At 68.5% G+C, this 19,858-nt stretch carries 18 protein-coding genes; 11 read left to right on the forward strand and 7 right to left on the reverse strand.

Features of this window, described 5'->3' with window-relative positions; all coding sequences use genetic code 11:
• On the reverse strand, positions 1-1,971 hold the full coding sequence (locus tag WC815_17950; protein ID MFA5910667.1) for an alkaline phosphatase family protein: 1,971 nt from the start codon (positions 1,969-1,971) through the stop codon (positions 1-3).
• Positions 1,968-4,058: an alkaline phosphatase family protein gene (locus WC815_17955; GenBank protein MFA5910668.1), complete on the reverse strand. Its 2,091-nt coding sequence runs from the start codon at positions 4,056-4,058 to the stop codon at positions 1,968-1,970. Before WC815_17955 ends, WC815_17950 begins: the two co-directional genes overlap by 4 nt.
• 50 nt (positions 4,059-4,108) lie before the next feature.
• Here WC815_17955 and WC815_17960 point away from each other — a divergent pair, with 50 nt between their 5' ends.
• Positions 4,109-4,714 (forward strand): sulfotransferase, encoded by a 606-nt coding sequence (locus tag WC815_17960; protein ID MFA5910669.1) that lies wholly within the window; start codon positions 4,109-4,111, stop codon positions 4,712-4,714.
• Between the two features lie 46 nt (positions 4,715-4,760).
• On the opposite strand, the gene WC815_17965 is transcribed toward WC815_17960, so the two are convergent.
• The 4 genes from WC815_17965 to WC815_17980 form a co-directional block, all read right to left on the reverse strand.
• Positions 4,761-6,389, reverse strand: a complete 1,629-nt coding sequence (locus WC815_17965) for a cytochrome b N-terminal domain-containing protein (protein MFA5910670.1) — start codon at positions 6,387-6,389, stop codon at positions 4,761-4,763.
• Positions 6,389-6,877 (reverse strand): Rieske (2Fe-2S) protein, encoded by a 489-nt coding sequence (locus WC815_17970; GenBank protein MFA5910671.1) that lies wholly within the window; start codon positions 6,875-6,877, stop codon positions 6,389-6,391. Before WC815_17970 ends, WC815_17965 begins: the two co-directional genes overlap by 1 nt.
• 1 nt (position 6,878) lies before the next feature.
• Complete coding sequence (locus WC815_17975) at positions 6,879-8,048, reverse strand: hypothetical protein (GenBank protein ID MFA5910672.1); 1,170 nt, start codon at positions 8,046-8,048, stop codon at positions 6,879-6,881.
• A 98-nt stretch (positions 8,049-8,146) separates the two neighbouring features.
• Positions 8,147-8,479, reverse strand: a complete 333-nt coding sequence (locus tag WC815_17980; GenBank protein MFA5910673.1) for a cytochrome c — start codon at positions 8,477-8,479, stop codon at positions 8,147-8,149.
• A 200-nt stretch (positions 8,480-8,679) separates the two neighbouring features.
• Here WC815_17980 and WC815_17985 point away from each other — a divergent pair, with 200 nt between their 5' ends.
• On the forward strand, positions 8,680-9,549 hold the full coding sequence (locus WC815_17985; GenBank protein MFA5910674.1) for an amidohydrolase family protein: 870 nt from the start codon (positions 8,680-8,682) through the stop codon (positions 9,547-9,549).
• Between the two features lie 23 nt (positions 9,550-9,572).
• Here WC815_17985 and WC815_17990 read toward each other — a convergent pair whose 3' ends face one another.
• Entirely contained in the window at positions 9,573-10,841 is a 1,269-nt protein-coding gene (locus WC815_17990; GenBank protein ID MFA5910675.1) for a radical SAM protein, read from the reverse strand.
• A gap of 204 nt (positions 10,842-11,045) precedes the next feature.
• On the opposite strand from WC815_17990, the gene had reads away from it, so the two are divergent.
• The 9 genes from had to WC815_18035 are packed head-to-tail and all read left to right on the forward strand — an operon-like array spanning position 11,046 to position 19,856.
• The gene (had, locus tag WC815_17995) at positions 11,046-12,119 is read left to right on the forward strand and encodes a 6-hydroxycyclohex-1-ene-1-carbonyl-CoA dehydrogenase (protein ID MFA5910676.1); all 1,074 of its coding nucleotides are present in this window, start codon (positions 11,046-11,048) and stop codon (positions 12,117-12,119) included.
• A 1-nt stretch (position 12,120) separates the two neighbouring features.
• Positions 12,121-13,209: a 6-oxocyclohex-1-ene-1-carbonyl-CoA hydratase gene (gene oah / locus WC815_18000; GenBank protein MFA5910677.1), complete on the forward strand. Its 1,089-nt coding sequence runs from the start codon at positions 12,121-12,123 to the stop codon at positions 13,207-13,209.
• Between the two features lie 23 nt (positions 13,210-13,232).
• Complete coding sequence (locus WC815_18005) at positions 13,233-13,733, forward strand: GNAT family N-acetyltransferase (GenBank protein MFA5910678.1); 501 nt, start codon at positions 13,233-13,235, stop codon at positions 13,731-13,733.
• Between the two features lie 2 nt (positions 13,734-13,735).
• Positions 13,736-14,506: an enoyl-CoA hydratase-related protein gene (locus WC815_18010; GenBank protein ID MFA5910679.1), complete on the forward strand. Its 771-nt coding sequence runs from the start codon at positions 13,736-13,738 to the stop codon at positions 14,504-14,506.
• Entirely contained in the window at positions 14,503-15,678 is a 1,176-nt protein-coding gene (gene bcrC / locus WC815_18015) for a benzoyl-CoA reductase subunit C (protein MFA5910680.1), read from the forward strand. The genes WC815_18010 and bcrC overlap by 4 nt, the downstream gene beginning before the upstream one ends.
• A complete protein-coding gene (bcrB, locus tag WC815_18020) occupies positions 15,675-16,970 on the forward strand; it encodes a benzoyl-CoA reductase subunit B (protein MFA5910681.1) in 1,296 nt (431 codons plus the stop codon). Before bcrC ends, bcrB begins: the two co-directional genes overlap by 4 nt.
• Positions 16,967-18,277, forward strand: coding sequence for a BadF/BadG/BcrA/BcrD ATPase family protein (locus WC815_18025; GenBank protein ID MFA5910682.1), 1,311 nt, complete (start codon positions 16,967-16,969; stop codon positions 18,275-18,277). Before bcrB ends, WC815_18025 begins: the two co-directional genes overlap by 4 nt.
• A complete protein-coding gene (gene bcrD, locus WC815_18030) occupies positions 18,274-19,119 on the forward strand; it encodes a benzoyl-CoA reductase subunit D (protein ID MFA5910683.1) in 846 nt (281 codons plus the stop codon). Before WC815_18025 ends, bcrD begins: the two co-directional genes overlap by 4 nt.
• Complete coding sequence (locus WC815_18035) at positions 19,116-19,856, forward strand: SDR family NAD(P)-dependent oxidoreductase (GenBank protein ID MFA5910684.1); 741 nt, start codon at positions 19,116-19,118, stop codon at positions 19,854-19,856. The genes bcrD and WC815_18035 overlap by 4 nt, the downstream gene beginning before the upstream one ends.
• Positions 19,857-19,858: the final 2 nt, after the last annotated feature.

The raw sequence follows: 19,858 nt of genomic DNA on the forward strand, positions 1-19,858 counted from the left end.
TCAGTGCTCCTTGGCGCGGCGCTCCCCGGCGTTGCCGGGAAACCCGTCGATCCCGAATTCCGCGAGAACCGCCGCCGCCAGGTCCTCAATCGTCGGCGCCTGACGCCGCAGCGGCCGGCTGGCCAGCAGGATGCCGGGGACCGTTTCGTGATCCATGCAGTGATCGCCGCTCCACGCGCTCGTGTTGTCCATGAAGACGTCCAGCGGCAGGCCGCCCAGCGCCGACTCGTCGGACCCACGCGTGCCCTTCGCGTATCCCACCACCAGGTCGGGCGCGACGTCCTCGTTGCCGGCCAGGTGAAACACCTCTTCGCGCCGGTACATCTTGGTGATGGCCGCGCTCCCGGTCGCCGGGTCCATCGTGCCGAGCAGCTTCGCCGCAATCTCGCTCACCAGTGCCTCGCGTGCGGCCGGTTCCACGATGCCGTCCCGCTCGCGGCCCTTGAGGTTCACATACAAACCGTTCAGGCCGACCGCATAGGCGCGCGTGCGGGACCAGTCGACGTTGCCGAAGAACCCGGGGTCGTCGCGCCGGTTGGGATCGATCAACGCCAGGTAGCCGTGGTCGCGAAGCCAGCTGTTCATGTGGAACGCGCGGCGCCACGACGTGAAGCCATGGTCCGACATCACCACCAGCAGATCGTCCGGTCCGAGCGTCGCGAGCGTGTCGCTGACGATGGCGTCGAGGCCCCGGTAGAGTTCGTCAACCACGCTCGCGTTGGGACTGTCGGTCACCGCATTGTAGGCGGGGTGATTGGGATCCCGCGCGCGCCACATCATGTGCGACACCTGATCGACGTTGCCGAAATAGTAGAAGAGCAGGCCGTCCGAAAACCGGTCGAGCACGTAGCGATATTGCCGCCGGTTCTCGTCGGCGGCCAGGCGCGCCTGGGCGAGGAACTCGGCCTCGGTGAGCACGCCGGTCTTCAGGCCCTTGGTGTCTTCGGGCATGCCCTGCGTGTAGAAACGCCCGGTGGCCTCCGCCAGCTCCGCGGCGTAGTCGCCTGGATGCGACACCGGCATGGCCGGATCCATGGGATCGATATTGACCGGGCTGGCATACAGCTCGAAGAACGGATCGAGGCCCTTCAGGTAGAAGCGGACCTCGCCGCCAATCGACTGCGTCGGCGCGAGCGAAAAGCTGACCGGCACCCAGTCGCTCCATTCGCCCACGGCCAGCAGGAGCTCGTCGGTGCCAACGGTGATCTTGACGTGGCGGTTGGCCTGGTCGAGTTGCGCCGTGAACTCGGCGCGCACCTTCTCCGGTTTCTTCAGGAACGGATTATCGGGCCCTTCGAGCGACGCCCGTACCTGGCCGTCCCGAACCTTGACCGCATGCACGACGCCGCCGGACAGTGACTGGCCAACGTAGGCATACGGCTCGGAGGTGTAGAACGCGAACGTGCCGTAGGTGCCGGTCAGATCCGGCGTGCCCATGCCGCTCAGCTCGCGAGTGGCCGTGCCAGACGGGGGGAAATTGGCGGGCATGCGGATGATGGTGGTGGGCACGCCACGCGACTCGAGGACCTCCCAGAACGGCTGGCCGTGGCGCAGTGATTCCACGCGGCCGCTCGACAGCGGCACCTGCCATCGGCCGACGCCGAGCGTCCGGCCGCCCGGCTCCGTCCGCGTCGTCGACAGGTACGGGAGCATCGTCTTGGGATCGCGATGCACGAAGTCGAAAATGCCGTGCCCTCCGGGGTCGAGACCGGTGATGAAGGTGGACCACGCCACCGGGCTTTGCGGGGGAATGGTGGTGCCGAGCGACGAGAAGCCGCCGGTGGCGGCGAGGCGCGCGAACCCGGGCAGGCGGCCGGCGGCGATCATCTGGCGGGTCAGGTCGTAGTCGAGACCATCGAAGCCCAGCACGATCACCTTGCGCCCCACCGGCGCGCGCGACCCGCACGCGCCGGCCACGAGCGCGCCGGCGAGTACCAGCGCCACCAACACTCCGTAACCGGCGCGCCTCATGCGAGTCCGGCCATGGGGCGGCCATCCATATGGGGCGGTGGGTCGATGCCAAACAGGCGGAGCGCCGTCGGCGCGATGTCGATCAGCGAGGGTTCCTCGGTCGTGACGTTGCGGTTGCAGAAGAACACTCCGGGTACCAGGCGCGGATCGATGCAATGGTCGCCACTCCACGGTTTCAGATTGTCTTCGAACACCGGTCCCGACACCATGCCCGTGGCGCAGTCCCACGACGTGCGGTAGCCGGCGTTGTAGCCGATGATGAGGTCGGGCGCGTTCTCGAGGTACGGGCCCGAGTACAGCGCGGTCGTGTCGAACGCCTCGTTGACGCCGACCGCCGCCTTCTCGGTGTCGGCGAGGTTGCGAAGCTTGCCCATGATCTCGGCCTTGAGCGCGGCGGCCTCGGCTCCCGGAGAGACAATGCCGCTCGCCTCGCGGCCTGTCAGGTTGAGAAACATCCCCGTCAGGCCAAGCGCGTAGGCGCGCGTGGCGCTCCAGTCCACATCCCGCAGCCACTCGCTGCTGCCGTCGGTGCCGGGCTTGAGCGTCAGGTAGCCTTCGCGAAGCAGCCACTGGTTGAGGTTGACGCCGCGGCGGAACGAGCTGAAGCCGTGGTCCGAGATCACCATGAGGACGTCGCCATCCCGCATCCGCGCGCGGACGCGACCCACCAGCGCGTCGTTGTGGCGGTAGAGCTCGCGAATGGCGTCGCGGTGCGGCGCCTGCTCGCGGCCGCGACCGGCGGGGTGTCCGGGATCGATGTCGCGCCAGAACATGTGCTGAATGCGATCGGTGGCGTCAAAGACACACACCAGGCAGCCGCGGCGCAGGCGATCGAGCGACGCAAAGAACATCGACTCCCGCTCGCGGTCGATGTCGTAGGTCTGCTGCAGGAACGTCCCATCGTCGGTGACGCCTTCGTTGAGCGCCCACGTGTCTTCGGCCAGGCCGAGCGTGGCAAAGGACCCCACGCGCTTGGCGAGGTAGGTGGCGTAGTAGGAGGGATGCGAAATCGGCATCGCCGGCGCGTCAGGGTCGAGGTTGATGGGCGAGACGTACAGCGAGAAGTGCTCGCCCAGCTCGGTGACGAGCAGGCGCGTCAGGCCTTTCACGGTGATGCCGGGCATCGCGGAAAAGGCGAGCGGGATCCAGTCGCTCAGCGTGCCGGCCTGGAGCGTGACCGCGTGTTCGCCCAGTTCCACGTGCACCTGGCGTGACCCGCGATCCAGCCGCGCCCGCAGGGGCAAGGTGAGCGGGGGCGTGCCGTCCAGAAAGGTGTTGTCCGGCCCGTGCAACGTGGTCGTGACGCAGTCGTTTTCGACCGAGACCGCAAAGCGCAGCCCGCCCTCCTTGAATGCCTGGCCCTGGGGCCGTGTCGTGTAGAGCAGGAACGTGCCCTGGGTGCCAAGCAGATCGGGCACGCACATCGCGCTCAGTTCCGCGCCGTAGAAGCGGTCGGGGGGGAACGTGATGGGCACGCGCAGCACCGTGCTCCAGATGCGATACTCCCCGAGGATCGTCCAGAACGGCTTCGACTTCCGCAGCAGCCGCAGTTCGGGCTTGCGCAGGGGAATCCGGTAGCGGCCGATCTTCAGGAACCGATCGACCTTGCCGATGCGGGCCGACGACAGCATCGGCAGGTAGGTGCGGCGGTCGCGATCGAGAAAATCGAAGATGTTGTGCCGCGCCGGGTGCGAGCCGGTGCTGAACGACGACCACGCCACCGGCGACACCGAGGGAAAAGTCGTCTTGAGGCGCCGATAGCTGCCGGTGGCGGCGAGGGCGCTGAAGTTGGGCAAGATGCCTTCGCGCATGAACTGATCGGTCAGCTTCGGATCCTGGCCGTCGAGGCCCACCACGATCAGCCGGGTGATGGATGCCTTGGGCGGCGCCGGACTGGTGAGGGCCCGCCACAAGGCACGGAACGGCCAGGCCAGCAGCGTCACAAACACGACGAGGATCGTGGTGACGAGCACGAAGGCCGACGACATCAGCGCGAAGCCGGCGCCGGGGCCGATGTATGCTAGGGCCGGCGTGGCGCTGCCAAGCAGCACGAGCAACGCCAGCGTGAGGGTGGTCAGGAACTTCAAACGATCACTCTAGGCGGGCCGAACCCGTTTGGCAACCGACGATGGCTCCAGTGTCCTTCCTTCGCCGCCTTCGACGCGGCCGTCCGATTGTGGTGGTGTCCGGCCTGCCGCGGTCGGGAACATCAATGGCGATGAAGATGCTCGAGGCCGGGGGGCTCCCCATCTTGACCGACGGCCTTCGGCGCGCCGACGCGAGCAACCCCAACGGCTATTACGAGTTCGAGCGCGTCAAGGAACTCGACAAGGCGGGCGACACCGCCTGGCTCGCGGATGCGCGCGGCCAGGCCGTGAAGATTATCTCGTTTCTCCTTACCTACCTGCCCGAGTCGTACGATTACCAGGTCGTCTTCATGCGACGCGACCTGGGCGAGGTCGTCTCATCGCAGAACAAGATGCTCGACGCCCGCGAGGAGGATCGTGGGGCCGGCGACGACCGCACGATGGCGCTCTACGCGCAGCACCTGGAGCAGGTCGAGCGCTTCTTGCGGCAACGGGCGTGCTTTTCGACCTTGACGGTGGACTACGCCGAGGTCCTTGCCGACCCCGGCGGACAGGCGGCGCGCATCAACCGGTTCGTCGGCGGCCGCCTCGACGTGGATCGGATGGTCGCCGTGGCCGAGCCGGCCCTCTACCGCAACCGCCGCGGCGCCTCATAGGGCCGGGCCCTCGGCGCCGTCTTCCTATGGGTATAGACGCATAGGATCAGGGACTGCCGCGCCGTTCACCGGGTGTGATGCGCATGCGCGTTTCGCCCGCGAGATAGCGCGAGATCGCCGCCAGATCCTCCGGCGAGATGCGGCCCGCGAACGCGGGCATCTCCGACGTCTCGTCGATCAGGCTGGGATCGTTAATCCATTGGCGCAGCCAGTCGGCGTTGCGCGTGCGTCCCACGTGCGTCAAATCCTTCCCCGACGTGCTGCCGCCGCCCCCGTGCCGGTGGCACTGCGAGCACGAACGGGCAAAGACGCGGGCGACGGCCTGCGTTTCCGGGGCGATGCCCGACGGCGGCGCCGCGCCGGCGCGCAGCGTCTGGACGTAGCCGATCACCGCCATCGCCTGCGCCGCGCTCATGCCGCCATCGGGGGCCGGACGGCTGCCGGGCGCGATGACCTCCGGGTCGGCGACGTGCGCCTGCACCCAGTCGGGATCCTTGCTGAGCCGGATGCGATTGATCGGCGTGGCCGGGCCGTCCGGCCGATGACAGGTCGTGCAGCGCGCATCGCCCGCGAACTCGAGTCCGGCCAGCGCCACCAGGCTCCAGTCAGACGGCTGGTGCCGTTCCGGGAAATCCCTCAGCCCCAGGTAGGTCAGGGCGCCGACCAGCGCGAGCACCGCGCCAACCGCGCCGACGGTGCCGGGGCGTCTCCACGGGCGCCGCTCCGGTCCCCGGTCGAGGAAGGGCAGCAGCAGCATGAGGCCCACGATCAACCCTGGGATCACCATGGTCGCCACCGGCTCGAACGGGCCTGGAAAGTACTTGAGCAGTTGGAACAGCCACAGGAAGTACCACTCCGGGCGCGGTATGTACGAGGCATCGGTGGGATCGGCCATCCCCTCCAACCCGGCCGGCCTCATCACGGCCAGGGTGAGGAGCGCGGCGAACACCACCGCCATGACGACGGTGTCCTTGATCACGTGATACGGAAAGAAACTGTGGGGCGGCCCCGTCACGGGACGAATGGGACCCGAGACGCCGTGCCGCCGGAGCAGGAACAGGTGCGCCACGACGAAGGCCACCAGGACGCCCGGCAGCACGAAGGCATGCACCGAGTACCACCGCAACAGCGTCAACGCGCCCAGCTCGGCGCCGCCGCGCATGAGCGACGCGATGAAGTCGCCCGCGACCGGTGTGCCTGCCGCGATGTTGATGGTGACCGTGGTGGCCCAGTAGGCCTTCTGGTCCCACGGCAACAAATACCCGGTCAACGCAAACGCGAAGATCACCAGGAGCAGGACGACGCCGGTGATCCAGGTGGTCTCGCGCTTGCCCTTGTAGGAGCCGAACAGCACCACGCGAAGCATGTGCACGGCGGCGGCCACGACGAGAAAGCTGGCGCCGAACACGTGCAGACCGCGCACGACGTGGCCGAGGGCCGGGCCGTCCATGATGTGGCGCACGCTGTCGTAGGCCAGGAGCGGGGCCGGCACGTAGAACGTCGTCAGCACGATGCCGGTGAGGAACTGGACGCCGAGCAGCAGCATGAGGACGCTGCCGGTGACGAACCACCATCCGGTGCCGCGCGGGATGGCTTCATCGAGCAGGTGCTTCTTGCCCGCGCGATATCCGGTCCGCTCGTCCAACCAGTCGCCGAGGTTCGGTAGCCGTGGCATCAGAGCTGCACCATGACCATGTCACCGTCGAGCCTGGCCGCGTGGGCGGCCAGCGGCGCCGGCGGCGGGCCCCCGACAACGGCGCCGGACGCGTCGAAGACGCCGCCATGACACGGGCACTTCAACACCCGCTCGCTGGCGTGCCAACTGACCCGGCAGCCCAGGTGCGTGCATACCGATGACAAGGCCTTCACCTCGTCGCCGGACTTGACGAGAAAGACCACGTGACGATCCACCACCTGGCTGTAGCCGTCGTCACGGGCCAACCGGAGGGTGACGGGCATCGGCTCGTCGTCGATCAAGTCGAGGAGACTTGCCGCGGCCAGCCACCGTCCCTCCCGCCGAGCCAGGCTTGGTGCCAGCACCGTGCCGCCGAGCACCACGCCCAGGCTCGTGCCGATCAGGGCATGAATGCCGGCGATGACCCGGACCAGGAATCGACGCCGCCCCGTGTCACCGCCCACCGCCTCGCTGGGAGTCGCAGACACGTCACATCCCGACGATGCACAGAATCGAGAAGCGGTTCGTCTTCGCCGCCGTCCCCGGCACCTTCAGCTGCTTGGTGTAGTCGAGCGACACGTTGATGTTGCCCCGAACGTAGCCCACGAGCGCCAGCGCCAGTTGCGTGGTCCGGGCCTGGCCGTTGCCGGACTCGACTGATTCCAGGCGCACCACCGGCACGATCGGGATCTTGGTGGGCGTCGTGTAGAGGGCTTGGACGTACCACGCGTCGTTTTCCTGTTCGACCAGCGTCGCCGCCAGATCCTCTTTCGCGCGATACCAGACCGCGTTGGCCGTGAAGCCGTTGGTGTCGATCTGGACGTCAACTCCCGAACGTGTGTAGTCCTGCACGCGGACGGGTGCCGTGAGTTCCCGCTCGCCGATGAACGAGAAGGCGCCGATGCTGGCGCCGCCCGGCAGGTCGTACGCGGCCCGCACGACGTAATCCTTCAGGTCGGCGCCGAGGAAGTCGTTGTTGCCGGTGCCCACGGTCGCGCTGTAGAAGAGACCACCGGCGCGGCCGTAGAACGACACGAACTGCCCGGGATCGCGGATCCGGTAGGCGGACTGGAATCCCGAGCCGTTGGGCGACGGACGGTCCTGCGTGAGGCGCCGGCTCGAGAACGTGTTGTAGGGGTCCACAAACGTCATCGGGCCGAACCCGCCGACGATGTTCGCCTGTGCTTTCGGATGCCACCCGGCCACCAGATCGGCGAGTTCAGCCGCCCAATCCGCGTCGTCGGCCGCCTCGATGTTGGCGTAGTACGAGAGGTTGCCCGGGGCGGAGCCGGTCACCTGCAACTCGAACTCGTGAGCCACCTGCATGTCGAAGCGCGAGTCGGTGTTCCGCTTGGCCACGGGCCGCCCCTGGATCCGGAATGACAGCGGCAACACTCGATTCAACCCCAGGTTCTCGTCAATCGTGATGTCGTCCGCGGGATCGGTGCTGGCCGGGTCCACCACCGCGGGTTCCCGGTCCAGGCGGTAGCCGTTCTCCTTGAACGTGCGGCCGAACTTGTTGATCAGCGGCCACGCCGAGTGGCACATCGAGCACGCCAGTTGATGCTTGCGGGCGTAGGCCGGCGTGGCCTCGAGCTTCGTTGCGACCAGCAGGAATCCGGCGAGCAGCACGATGGTAGTGATGGTGTGGGACCCCATTCGATATCGACCTCCCAGTCGATGGGCACAACTCTATTTATTTGTCGGTTCTTGCCTGGCGTCTTGACTGTGTTCTTGCCGTGTTCCGCCTGACGCGTCTACTTCGTGCCGCGGCCTTTGAACGTCAGCACGTATTCCGCGAGGCTGAGGATCTGTTCCGGCGTGAAGCGCCCTTTGAACTTCGGCATGACCTCGCCCTTGCCCATGGTGATCACCTCCGCGACTTTTTCCACGGGTGGCGACCAGTCCGGGTCGGTGAATCGTCTCGCTCCCTTCGCAATCGGCCGCGGCACTCCATCGGGACCGTGGCACTTGGCGCACTGCGAGAGATAGAGTTTTGGGGCGTCGTTGGTCTGGGCCGAGGCGGACTGCCCGGGAAGCGGCGCGATGACAACGCCGATCAGGGCCAACCGCACAAGTACATCGCTCATACACCTCTCCCCTTGGGAACCCTCGAGGGTCTGTCGTAGCGTTTGCTTGTGAGGTGCCACCGACCGGCGCAGGTGGTAGCGATTCTCAACTGACTAAGTGGGGACAGCCGCAGACGGACGTACACTTTGGCGGAGGGGAGCGCGAATCACTGCGCAACGCGTGGCGCGGGCAGCTCGTCTGTGGGAAGGCTCCAAAAACCATGATCTGTGACGCGCACGTGCATTTCTTCTCACCTGGCTTTTTTACTGGACTCGGGGCCACACCCGAGAAGCTTGCAGGGATTGGCTGGGACAATCCGGAATCGACGGAGGCGCTGGCGGCGCGGTGGGTGGTCGATCTGGATCGCCACGGTGTCGACACGGTCGCGTTGATCGCCAGCCTGCCTGGCGACGCCGACTCCGTGGCGACAGCGGTGGCGCTCCACCCGTCCCGCTTCGTCGGGTTCTTCATGGTCGATCCCACGCGCGACGATGCGGTCGCCTATGCGACGAGGGCGCTGGATCGGGGACTCCGCACCATCTGCCTGTTCCCCGCCATGCATCGGGTGGCGCTTCACGACGAGCGGGTCGCCCGCCTGTTCGAGCTGGCCGCGGCGCGGCCGGGCACCGCGGTGTTCGCGCACTGCGGCGTGCTGTCGGTGGGCATCCGCAAGAAGCTCGGGTTGACGAGCCCGTTCGACCTCCGCTTCGGCAATCCGCTGGATCTCCACGGGATGGCGCTGAGGTTCCCGGCGGTGCCGATCGTGATTCCGCATTTCGGCGCGGGGATGTTGCGCGAAGCGCTGATGGTGGCGGACCTCTGCCCCAACGTCCACCTCGACACCTCGAGCTCCAACTCGTGGATCAAGTACACGCCCGGGCTCACGCTCGAGCACGTGTTCGAAACCGCCTTGAAGGTCGTCGGTCCCGATCGGCTGGTGTTCGGGACCGACTCGTCGTTCTTTCCGCGAGGCTGGAACCGCGAGGTTTACGACCAGCAGGAGGCTATCCTCGACACCATCGGCGTCAACCCCGAGGACCAGCGGCGCATCTTCTCGGGTAACTTCACGCGGCTGTTCCGGGCGGCCTGAGGCCAACGGGCCTGCCGCCGGACCTAGTGGCGCACGTGCGCCACCGGATGGCGGTCCCACTCGGGCAGGGCCGCGGCACCGACCGCGTAACGCGCCGGATCGAGCACCGCCAAATCGGCCTCGCACGACTGGGTGAGGCAGTGCCGGCAGTCGGTGGCCGGCACCGGCAGGTCGTATTCGGCGTACAGCTGCTGGCGGCCCTGGATGAGATGCGCGTAGTACTCGAGCGGCGCCGGTTCGTGTGTCGAGAACACCGCTCCGCCCGACACGATCCAGGTGGCCCACTTCGGATACACGCCGTGCTCGTAGCACCACCGCATGCCGGCAAGCGTCGCATCGGCTGCCGCCTGCGGCGTCCGATAGAGCCCTGGCACGGCGGTCTCGACGCCCGCCACGAAGTTGCACAGCACCCGACCCGGGCCGAACTCCTCGGCGGCCTCGCTCAGGCACCGCATCCAGCGCTCGCGCCCGACCGAGTGGGCCTTGCCCGGCAGCACGGCCTCCCAGGCCGCGGCGTCCCACACTTCCATCGAGTAGCAGGCGTAGTCGAACCCGGCGTCGCGCAGTCGCGCTGAGTCGGCCCGATCGAGCGCCTGGATGGCGGCGACCGTCGTCGGCAGCGGCAGCCCGGTTTCCCTGGCGGCGTCCATGTAGAGAAGGAACGCATCGGCTTCCCTGGTGCGGTTGAAGAGGCTGCCGCCGCTGAACGCCAGGTAGCCGATCGATTGCTGCTCGGCCCAGATCGTGGCCAGCGCCTCGCGCAGGTCGGCGGCATTGGGCCGCACCTCATGCGACTTTCCCATTCGCACCCACGAGCAGAAGCGGCACTGCTCCTCGTTCTTGATGAATTCGCAATAGCGCAGCAGGAAGATCGCCAGCGGGCCGCAGGTGCCACCGAGGCTCTGGCTGAACACCGCGCCCAGCGGCGTTTGCCGCGACGTGCGGGCCGCGGTCCAGCCGAAGCGCGGGCCGGGCCGTAGTGCCGTGATGACGTGGTCGCGCCCCTCTTCGCGCAGCGACAGCCCGCCGGTGTCCGGGTCCGCCGCGATCACGTAGGGACTGGCCGCGTTGTGCGCCACGAACACCGTGGTGCCGTCGGGCAGCATCACGCTGCCCTGCAGATGCGCCTGGGCGTCCATCGGCTTCTGTCCCGGCTCATCGTGGTGGTGGTAGTGCCGCGTCCCAACCGGGGCGGCCCCCATGCGCACGCCGCGGCGCAACAGGTCGATCTTCAACATCACCGAAGGAGGGATTTCAGGGAACGCGGCCGCCAGGTCTTCGAGCGCAGGCATGAGCTAACGCCTTTCTCGTCTCGCGGCGCCGGCCATCGCGGCCGGGCGCGCGGGGCAGTGCCGTTCATTGTATCGAAGTCTCCCGGCCCGTGGGCGCGCCTCCGGGTGCTTGACGGCTGGACGCGGACGGGCGTATATAGGTAAATAGGAACTTAATTACCTATTTAGGCCCGCGCCGGCGGCGCGGACCCGAGAGGGTGGGCCATGCAGGTCTCCTCGTGGGTCGTCCAGCAGGTGGCTACGCCGATGACGCCGGAACTGCGCGCCGAGTCGGCCGGCCCGGGTGAGGTGATCGTCCAGGTTGCCGGGTGCGGCGTGTGCCACACCGACCTCGGGTTCTTCTACGACGGGGTGCCGACGCGGCATCCCTTCCCCCTGACACTCGGACACGAGATCAGCGGCACCGTCGTCGAGGCCGGCGCCGGCGCCGAGGCGTGGCTCGGCCGCGGCGTCGTCGTCCCCGCCGTGCTGCCCTGCGGCGAGTGCCCGGCATGCCGGGCGGGCCGCGGCCAGATCTGCCCGAAACAGATCTTCCCGGGCAGCGACGTGCACGGCGGCTTTGCCAGCCACGTCCGGCTGCCCGCGCGCGGGCTCTGTCCCGTGCCCGACCTGCGCGATCGGGCCATTAACCCGGGCGGCATCGAGCTCGCCGATCTCTCGGTGGTGGCCGACGCCATCTCCACGCCCTACCAGGCCATCGTGCGGAGCGGCCTCGGCGCGGGCGACGTCGCCGTCTTCGTCGGCGCCGGTGGGGTGGGCGGCTTCGGCATCCAGGTGGCCGCCGCGCTCGGCGCCGCGGTAGTGGCCATCGACGTAAACCGGGACCGGCTGGCGCAGATGGCGGAACACGGCGCATCACTCACTATTGACCCGGCCGCGATCGAGCTGAAGGACCTCCGCAAGCATGTGCGGGCCTTTGCCGACTCGCGCGGCGTACCCTCCTGGCGCGTGAAGATCTTCGAAACCTCCGGCAGCACCAAGGGGCAGGCCACCGCCTTCGCCCTGTTGGGCCACGGCGGGTACTTGTCGGTGGTCGGCTACACGCCGCAGACCGTCGAGTTGCGCTTCTCCAACCTGATGGCCTTCGACGCCACCGCGCAGGGCAATTGGGGCTGCCTCCCCGAGCACTACCCCGCCATCGTCGGCCTGGTGCTGAAGGGCAGCATCGCCCTGGCGCCGTTCATCGAGCGTCGTCCGCTCGCCACCATCAACGACGTCTTTGCCGAGCTGCACGCGGGTGGCGTGCTGCGGCGCCTCGTCCTCATCCCCGAGAGCTGACATGATCCACAAGGACCACGACCTCACCGCGCCACAAACGGCGCCGGGCATCCGCTATGAAGAACTTCCCCTGATCGACCCGGCGGGCGACGCCGTTCCCGGGCTGCATGTCGTCCGCCTCACGCTCGACAACCCGTCGCAGCTGAACTCGTACACGACGGAAATGGTCAAGGGCGTGATCCTCGGCATGCGGCGCGCGTCGAACGATCGCGCGGCGGTGGCGGTGGTCTTCACCGGGGGCGGCACGCGCGCGTTCTGCACCGGCGGCAACACCGCCGAGTACGCGGAGTACTACGCGGGCCGGCCCGAGGAGTACCGGCAATACATGCGGCTGTTCAACGACATGGTGAGCGCCATCCTGATGTGCGACAAGCCGGTGATTTGCCGCGTCAACGGCATGCGCATCGGCGGCGGGCAGGAGATCGGCATGGCCTGTGACTTCTCGGTCGCGCAGGACATGGCCATGTTCGGCCAGGCGGGTCCGCGGCACGGCTCGGCGCCCGACGGCGGCAGCACCGACTTTCTGCCGCTGTTCACCGGCATCGAGGCGGCGATGGAAAGCTGCACCGTTTGCGAGCACTGGAGCGCCCACAAGGCGTACCGGCTCGGGCTGCTCACCGCCGTGGTGCCGGCTCTAAAGGTTGACGGCCGCTTCGTCCCCAACCCGTTTGCCGTCACCGACCGTTGGGTGGAGGAGGGGCGCATCGTCTTCGGCGAGATGAAGACCGGTGCGCATCGCGACCAGGCCAAGGCCGTCGTCGCCCGCGGCGAGATCGACCTCTCGCGCCTCGACGCCGAGGTCGACGCGCTGGTGTTCAAGCTGGCCAACACGTTCCCGGGCTGCCTGTCGAAGACCATCGAAAGCGTGCGCAAGCACAAGCTCGAACACTGGGACCGCAACAAGGAAAGTAACCGCGCGTGGCTCGGCCTCAACATGATGACCGAGGCGCGGGCCGGCTTCCGCGCGTTCAACGAAGGCAGCAAGACCTGCCGCGAGGCCGACATGCTGTTGCTGCGACGCCGATTGGCCGAAGGGGCCACGTGGGGCGATGCGCTCACGGAAGAGATCCTCGAGAAGTGCCGCAGATGACGCGGGGCAAACCAGGGCCGCAGATGACGCAGATTACACAGATCAAGACTTCAGGTGCTCAGGCCCTCAGGCCGGCCATTGGTCCCCTGCAGGCGGAGGACCTCCGCGCGGTCGTCCAGCTCGATGCGCAGCTCACCGGCCGCCGCAAGCCGGCGTACTGGAAGACGGTGTTCGGCGAGTTCGTCTCACCGGCCCGCGGATCGGCGCGCGTTGGACTGGCCGCCCGCGAGGGCAAGCGGCTCTCGGGCTACCTGCTCGGCGAGGTCAGGGCCTTCGAGTTCGGCTCGGCGCCGTGCGGTTGGATTTTTGCCGTCGGCGTGGACCCCGCGCAGGCCCACCACGGCATCGGCTCGGCGCTGGTCGCCGAGGCCGGACGCCGCTTCAAACGTGCGGGCGTGGCCACGGTCCGCACGATGGTGCGGCGCCACGACGTGTCCATGCTCGCGTTCTTCCGATCGAACGGCTTCGTCGGCGGCAGCTTCACGCAACTGGAGCTCGCCCTGCCGGCAGCGAAGGGGAGATGACGATGGAGAGCGGTCCACTGGCGGTGACGCGGCTGGACGACGGCGCGATCTGGCGTGTCGCCATCGGCGGCTCGAAAGGCAACATCCTCGATGCCGCGGTGATGCAGGCGCTCACCGAGGTCTTCCGGGACGCGAAGGCCGCCGCGCATCTCAAGGCCATCTGCCTCGAGGGGCAGGGCGCGCATTTCTCGTTCGGCGCCAGCGTGCCGGAGCACCTGCCCCCGCTCGCCGAAGCGATGCTGGAGGCGTTCCATGGCGCGCTGCTCGCGATGATCGACAGCGGCGTCCCGGTGCTGGCCGCGGTCCGCGGCCAGTGCCTCGGCGGCGGCCTCGAGCTGGTCTCGTTGTGCCATCACATCGTCGCCGCACACGATGCCCGGATGGGCCAGCCCGAGATCATGCTGGGCGTGTTCGCGCCGGTGGCGTCGCTGGTGCTGGCCGACCGCGTCGGCCGTGGCGCCGCCGAAGACCTTTGCCTGTCGGGCCGCTCGGTCACCGCCGACGAGGCCCTGGCAATGCGGCTGGTCGACCAGATCGCCGCCGACCCCGCCGAGGCCGCGATCGCCTGGGCCCGCACGCACCTGCTGCCGAAATCGGCCTCGAGCCTGCGCTACGCGGTGCGGGCATCGCGAGCGGCGCTCCGCAACCGGCTCGCCACCGAACTGCCGGCCATCGAGCGCCTCTACCTTGACGGCCTGATGTCCACGGCCGACGCGGTCGAGGGCCTCAAGGCGTTCATGGAGCGGCGGCCGGCGGCATGGAGGGACGCATGAGCGAAGATCCCCGCCTCACCGCCCTCGTCTCGGCAGCCGGCACGCTGTTTCGCGACCAGGCGCTCGATGCGGTGCGCGCGTGGAAGGCGCGCACCGGCGGCCTCGCCGTCGGCTTCCTCCCCATCTACGTGCCGCGCGAGCTGCTGCACGCGCAGGGCGTGCTCCCGGTGGGCCTGATGGGCGGCCGTCCCGACCTCGAGATCATCAAGGGCGACGCCTATTACCAGTCGTACATCTGCCACCTGCCGCGCAGCACGATCGAGCTCGGCCTCAACGGCAGCTACGCTGCCCTCGATGGCCTGATCTTTCCAGCCATCTGCGACGTCATCCGCAACCTCTCGGGGATGTGGCAGATGCTCTTCCCGCACGTGCTGGTCCACTACTTCGACGTGCCGCAGAATTTCGACCCCGGGATCGGCGGCGCCTTCTATCGTCGCGACCTCGAGGCCCTCGCCACGGCGCTCGCGGAGCGCGGTGCGCGCCCGCTCACCGCCGAAGCGTTGCGGGAGTCGATCGCGCTCTACAACGAAAACCGGCGGCTGGTGCGCGAGCTCTATGCCCTGCGCCGGCGCGAGCCGTGGAAGGTGCCGACTCACGAGCTCTACGTGGTGCTGCGCGCCGCCCTGCTGATGCCGGTGGAGGAATCGACGCCGATGTTCGCCGGCTACCTCGCGCTGACCTCGGCCGACGAGTCGCGGCGGCCGCAGGACCAGGCGCGCGTGCTGGTGGCCGGCTCGTTCTGCGAGCAGCCGCCGCTGGCGCTGATCAAGACGCTCGAGCGGTCCGGCTGCTACATCGTGGACGACGACTTCGTGCAGGTGCACCGCTTCATCCGGTCGGACATCCCGGTGGACGGCGATCCGCTGCAGCGACTGGTCGACGCCCTGCTGACCGACGCCGTGGCCAGTCCCACGCGCTACATCGCCGGCGGCGTGAAGGGCGCCGACCTCGAGCAGCGCCTCGCCGAGAGCAGCGCCGAGGGTGTGCTCTTCTGCGCACCCAGCTTCTGCGACCCCGCGTTGCTCGACCAGCCGATGGCGGTGCGCGCGGCCGAGCGCGCCGGCGCGCCCTGGACCGCGTTCAAGTACGCCGAGAACAGCGGCCAGTTCCAGGTGATCCGCGAGCAGGCGGGCACCTTTGCGGATTCGATCAAGCTCTGGAGCAATGCATGAGCCCCGCACCAACGGCCGCGGCGCCCGCGCGGAAGGACGACAGCCAGGTCCGGCAGAAGGCGATGATCGCCAGGCACTTCGACCGCCTGGCCGCCGCGCCCGAGACCGGCGCGCGCACGGCCTATACCTTCGTGCCGGGCAACCTCACCGAGCTCCTCCTCAGCTTCGACGTGCTGCCGGTGCTGCCCGAGATCAACGCCCTGCAATCGGCCATGCGCGGCAAGACCGCGGAGTACATCGCCATCGCCGAGAAGCACGGCCACTCCGAGGACGTCTGCACATACGTGAAGAGCGACATCGGGATGATGAAGTCGGGCAACATCGGCCCCACCGGCCAGCGCCTGCCGAGTCCGGACCTGCTGCTGCTCTCCTATACCGGCTGCTTCACGTTCATGAAGTGGTTCGAGCTGCTGCGCGAGGAGTATCACTGCCCGGTGGCCATGCTGCACGTACCCTACCAGGCCGACGGCCGCATCACCGACGCCATGCGCACCTACGTCGTCGATCAGCTCAAGCAGGTGGTGATTCCGAAGCTGGAGGAGGTGACCGGCCGCAAGTACGACGAGGACCGCCTCCGCGAGCATTTGGCCCGATCGGCGCAGGCCGAGGATGATCTCGTGTGGGTGCTGCAGTCGGCGAAGAACGTGCCGTCACCCATCGACGCCTATTTCGGTGCGGTCTACTACGTGGGGCCCATCTTCAGCGCGTTCCGAGGCACCACCGACGCGGTGGACTACTACCGGGAGCTGCGGGAGGAAATCGCCGAGCGCATTCGCCAGGGCAAGGGACCGGTGACGCCCGAGGGCGAGGTGGAGCGCGAGCGCTTCCGCGTGGTCGTCGAGGGCCCGCCCAACTGGACCAGCTTCCGGCAGTTCTGGAAGATGTTCGCCGATGAGGGCGCGGTGGCGGTGGCGTCCACCTATTCGAAGGTGGGCGGCGTCTACGACCTCGGGTTCCGCCACGATCCCGATCACCCGCTCGAGACGCTGGCCGACTACTGCCTGGGCTGCTACACCAACCTGAGCCTGCCCACCCGCATCGACCTGCTGACGCGATACGTGTCGGAGTACCGCGCCGACGGCTTCCTGATCAACTCGGTCAAGAGCTGCAACTCCTTCAGCGCCGGGCAGCTGCACATCCTGCGCGAGGTGGAGGCGCGGTCGGGCCGCCCGGGCGGCTTCATCGAGAGCGACCTGGTGGACCCGCGCTACTTCTCGGCGGCCAACATCAAGAACCGGCTCGAGTCGTACTTCCAGATGATCGAGCAGAAGCGGCCCGGGGTGGCGTCGTGAACTACACCGTCGGCATCGACCTCGGCTCGACCACCACCAAGGCGGTGGTGCTCGGCGAAGACGGCACGGTGCTGGGCCGCGGCATCACCAATTCGCGCAGCAACTACGACGTCGCCTGCCAGGTCGCCCTCAGCGAAGCCCTGATCAACACCCGCTTCTCGCTGATCGCGGGCGAGTTCCGCGGCATCGCGCGTGATCCCTCGCAGGCGACCACACTGATCGGCGCGCTCGAGCGGAAGTTCCGCGCCGAGCAGTACCGCTCGCAGCTGCGCGTGCTCGACACCGAGCTGCGCCGGTTCCTCTCGCGCCTGCTCACCAGGCCGCCGGCGGCCGCCGCCATCGTCGATCGCATCGTCGAGCGGATGCACGGCGAGATCGACGCGCTCTACGCGGAAGGCGCGCGGCGCAAGAGCGACTTCTTCCGCGACCTGGCGGGCAGCCGCTACCTCGCCCTGGCGGAGGACGAGGCGCGCGCCACCGGCGTCAGCTTCGACCTGCTGGCCGGCCTGTTCGACAAGGCCATTCTCGACGTCGAGAACTCCGCCGAGGCGGCGGGGCATTTCGATCAGCACGCGGCAGTGGCCCTCGCCGGCCTGCCCGGCGCGGACCCGGCGCTGACGACCGCGGTCGCGCGCGTGTCGGCGCTCACGCTCGAGCAGATCGGCAGCGTCGGCACCGGCTACGGCCGCCAGCGCCTGCCGTTCCCCGAGGGCCGCATCCGCTCCGAGATCCTGTGCCATGGGCTGGGCGCCCACGCGATGTTCCCGCACACCAGGACCGTGCTGGACATCGGCGGACAAGACACCAAGGCCATCCAGGTGGACGAGCAGGGCATCGTCACGTCGTTCCAGATGAACGATCGCTGCGCCGCCGGGTGCGGCCGCTATCTCGGCTACATCGCCGACGAGATGAGCCTCGGCCTGCACGAGCTGGGGCCGATCGCGATCCAGTCGTCGGCGCCGGTGCGGATCAACTCCACGTGCACGGTCTTTGCGGGTGCGGAACTGCGCGAGCGGCTCTCGCTTGGCGAGAAACGCGAGGACATTCTCGCCGGACTGCACCGGGCGATCGTGCTGCGGGCGATGTCGCTGCTGGCGCGCTCGGGCGGCGTCAAGGACGAATTCACCTTCACCGGGGGCGTCGCCCGGAACCAGGCGGCGGTGGCGGCCCTGGTCAAGCTGGTAAATGAAAACTACGGTGCCCGCACGGTGAACATCTCGGACGACTCGATCTACACCGGCGCGCTCGGCGCGGCGCTGTTCGCGCTGCGCAGTGCCGGGAGCCGGGAGTGCCGGAGAACCGCATGATCACCACCGGAATCGACGTCGGATCGGCCGCCATCAAGGTCGCCGTCATGGACAGCGATGGCCAGGGCGCGGAGCGCCTGCTTGGCGCCGTCACCGAGCGCGTGCGCAAACGCGACTCGCTGGCCGTGGTCGAGACCGCCTACGAGTCGGCCCTGGCCGGCGCGGGCGTGGCGCGCGAGGCCGTCGAGTACGTGGCCACCACGGGTGAGGGCGAGTCGGTGCCCTTTCGCACCGGCCACTTCTACGGCATGACCACCCATGCCCGGGGCGGCCTGTTCCTGGAGCCGGCCGCGCGCGGCGTCGTTGACATCGGCGCGCTGCACGCCCGGGCGGTGCGCATGGACGAGCGGGCCAAGGTGCTTGGCTACCGGATGACCAGCCAATGCGCGTCGGGGTCCGGGCAGTTTCTCGAGAACATCGCGCGCTATCTCGGCGTCACGCTCGAAGAGATCGGACGGTTGTCGAAGACCGGCGACCAGCCTGAGCCATGCTCCTCGATCTGCGCCGTGCTGGCGGAGACCGACGTCATCAACATGGTGTCGCGCGGCATCACCATTCCCAACATCCTGCGCGGCATCCACCAGTCGATGGCCGGCCGCTACTTGAAGCTGGTCGTGTCGGCCGGGATCCAGGACGTGGTGCTGATCACCGGCGGCCTCGCCGCGGACGAAGGGCTGCTGGCCGCGCTCGCCGACGCCGCGTCCACCCAGAAGGCGGCCGTTGACATCCGCAGCCATCCGCAGTCGATGCTGGCCGGCGCCATCGGCGCGGCGCTGTGGGGCGCCTTCCGCGCGCGCCGCCTGGCCGAGCGCGGCGGCCTGCTGGGCAGGAGCGCCGCATGAACCAGCTGGCGCACCACGTCGCCCTGTCCCTCGAGGGACGGGTCGCGATCGTCACCGGCGGTGGCGGCGGCATTGGCACCGCCGTCGCCGCGCAGCTTGACGAGGCGGGGGCCCGCGTGATCACCTTCGATCGCGCCGACCGGCCCGGCCCGCCGGGCACCGATTCGATCCCGTGCGACATGACCAACGGCGCCGAGGTCGCCGCCGCCCTGGAGCAGGTGGTGAACACCGAGGGCCGTCTCGACATCGTGGTGCACTGCGCGGGCATCACGCGCGACCGCTCGCTTGCGCGCATGACCGACGTGGAATGGTCCGAGGTGATCGAGACCAATCTCGGTTCGGCCTTTCATCTCGTCCGCGGGGCGATCGCGCCGCTTCGCGAGGCCGGAGGCGGGGCCATCGTGCTGGTCGCCTCGATCAACGCGGAACGCGGCAAGGCCGGACAGGCCAACTACACCGCCAGCAAGGCCGGGCTGATCGGGCTCGCCAAGACGGCGGCACGGGAGCTGGGCCGGCACGGCATCCGCGTCAACGTGGTGGCGCCAGGCTGGATCGACTCGGCGATGACGGCCGCGCTCGGACCCGAGTTCCGCCAGCGGGCGCTCGACGAGACCGTGCTCGGGCGGGTCGGCACGCCCGGCGACGTGGCGGGACCCGTGCTGTTCCTGTGCTCGCCGCTCAGCCGGCACATCACCGGCCAGGTGCTGCGCGTCGACGGTGGACAGCTCATCGGCTAACC

This window comes from Vicinamibacterales bacterium (assembly GCA_041659285.1).
GTDB lineage: Bacteria > Acidobacteriota > Vicinamibacteria > Vicinamibacterales > UBA2999 > 12-FULL-67-14b.